The 2265-nt window shown below is 72.1% G+C and carries 2 protein-coding genes; both read right to left on the minus strand.

All coding sequences use genetic code 11. The annotated features are described in order from the left end of the window. Nucleotides 1-241: 241 nt before the first annotated feature. A complete protein-coding gene (locus QH290_RS23210; RefSeq protein ID WP_280385091.1) occupies nt 242-838 on the minus strand; it encodes a hypothetical protein in 597 nt (198 codons plus the stop codon). Nucleotides 839-918: 80 nt separating this feature from the next. After that, nucleotides 919-2022: a hypothetical protein gene (locus tag QH290_RS23215; RefSeq protein WP_280385093.1), complete on the minus strand. Its 1104-nt coding sequence runs from the start codon at nt 2020-2022 to the stop codon at nt 919-921. Nucleotides 2023-2265: the final 243 nt, after the last annotated feature.

Below are 2265 nucleotides of genomic sequence, written 5' to 3' on the forward strand. Positions count from 1 at the left end.
GAATCGGCACCGGGCTCGAACCGGTGGCCCTGGCTCCGGGATTGCGGCGGTGTGTCGACGAAATCCGCTGCAAAGCTTCGGAATACGGGTGTTCGGTGCGCGTCGTGTGCGCGGCGGGGGCCTGGCGGCGGCGCGGGGGGGGGGGGGGGGGGGGGGGGGGGGGGGGGGGGGGGGGGGCGGCGCGGGGGGGCGGCGCCGCCCCCCCCCCCCCGTCGTATCCAGCCGGTAATGGTGCTGCTGGTCAGGTGGTGGGCGGCGGGGTGGCGCGTTCGTGGGCGGTGAGGTCGTGGTGGTTGAGCCAGGATTGCCAGCTGGTGTCGAGGGGGCTGTAGGAGTGCCGGTGTTCGGCGTGGAACTCGGCGACGACGGTGGCGTAGGCGGCGGCGAAAGCGGCTGCCTCGGCCGGGGTGGGTCGGCCGTGTTCGCCGGTGGCGTCGTGCCAGCCGCGGGCGTAGCCGTGGGCGCGGTGGTAGGCGGCGACGGCTTCGGGGTGGCGGTGGCGGGGTGGTTCGAGGGGTGGCGGACCGGCCGGGGTGGCGGTGGCGTTGGCGCCGGTGAGGGTGCCGTGGGTGAGCCAGTGCTGCCAGCACGCGGTCACCGGTGTGATGGATTGTCGTGTGCCGGTGCGGAATTCGTTGACGTGTGTGGCGTAGGCGCAGGCGAATCCGATCGAGGTGTGGGTGTCGCGGTGGTCGGGTCCCTGGGCGTCTTGCCAGCCCCAGACGTAGCCCTGGGCGCAGAAATAGTGGTCGGCGAGGTCGGGGTGGGTGTCGAGGGCGCGTTGGTAGCGGCGGTGGAGGCTCATGTGGTCGTGCGCGGGGTAGCTGCGGTACTGCATGGTGTTTCGTTCCTGTCGTGAATGTGGTTGTGCTCCGGCTTTGTCGGCTGGGGCACGGCGGATGGTGTTGGGGTGGCGGGTTATTGGGTGTCGGTGCCGCGAGCGAGGGAGGCGAAGGCGGCGCCGAGGGCGTCGGGGAGTTGGGGGCCGGTGCCGTGGCCGTGGCTGTGGCCGGTGAGGTTGTCGTAGATTCCGACGGTCCAGGGGCTGGGGTCGGCGGTGGTGTGGCTGCCGATGAGGGTGCCGTCGGTGTTGACGGCGAGGAGGTGGCGGCCGCCGGTGAGGTCGGCGCCGAGTGCGGTGTCGGTGGGGCTGGTGTAGGTGATGCGGGGGTCGGTTCCGATGCGGGACAGATGGATGAGTTCGTCGTGGTAGAGGGCGGTGAGTTCGCGGGCGTAGGCGTCGCGGGTGGGTGGTTGCTGGGTGTGCTGGGCGCGGTGTTCGAAGTAGCGGCGCAGCGCGCACAGCACATTCGGGGCGCCCGGCGGGTAGCCGTGATGGCGGTCGTGGTCGGCGCGGACGATGGCAGCGAAGTCCTGGAGTTCGGCGACGTCGGCCGCCAGCTGGGCGAGGTGCGCGACGGGTACCCCGCGGGCCCAGTTGTGGAGTCGTTCGGTGTGGCCGTAGGCGTCGGCGACGATGCGGGATTCGTCGTCGGTGAGTTCGTGGTCGCCGTCGGCGCAAGCAGCGATGACTTGCTGTAGTTCGCGATCGTCCGGCACTTGGGGAGCGGTCGGATTCTGTTGCCGCTCTGCGGTTTCGGAGGTTCGCGAGGTCGTTTGCGGTGGGCCGAATCGGAGGTCGAACAGGCGCAGGATGAACGTGAGCAGGATGGTGGCGTGGTTGTAGACGGATGCCTCGTCGTGGGCGTCGCTCCAGGTGGTGGTCAGGGTTGGGGCGGCGTGGTCGAGCAGGGCGCGTGGGGAGTGCGCGAGCTGTGCCCAGGTGTCGCGCTGGCTGGTGAGGCCGGCGCGGACGCCGGTGTATTCGTCGGTGTCGTGGTGGTGCCAGTCGGTGCTGGCGGTGTGGATGGCGGCGGCGACCTTGGCGCTGGCCCAAGGGTCGTTGTGCGGGTGGTTCAGGGGCATGAATGTGGCGATGCGCATGTCGGACAGCCAGCGGCCGATGTCGGTCGTGGGGCGGCGGAGTCGGCGGGTTGGGCTGGGGCGGTTGGTGCTGGTCACGGGTTTCATTCCTTTGCTGATTACTTCGGGAAACGCTGGTGGTGGGCCGGGTGAGGTTCCGGGCCCGGTGTTGTGCTGGCGCGGTCGGCGGTCACGCGTGCGACGCGGAAACGGGCTGGCCAGTGCGGCGCCGGTACGCCGTGGCGCAACCGCGCCCCCCCCCCCGGGGGGGGGGGGGGCGGCGGGGGGGCCGGCGGGCGGGGGGGGGGGGGGGGGGGGCGCGGGGCGGGGGGGGGGGGGGGG

This window comes from Nocardia wallacei, assembly GCF_029869545.1.
In the GTDB taxonomy this organism is placed as follows: Bacteria; Actinomycetota; Actinomycetes; order Mycobacteriales; family Mycobacteriaceae; genus Nocardia; species Nocardia wallacei_A.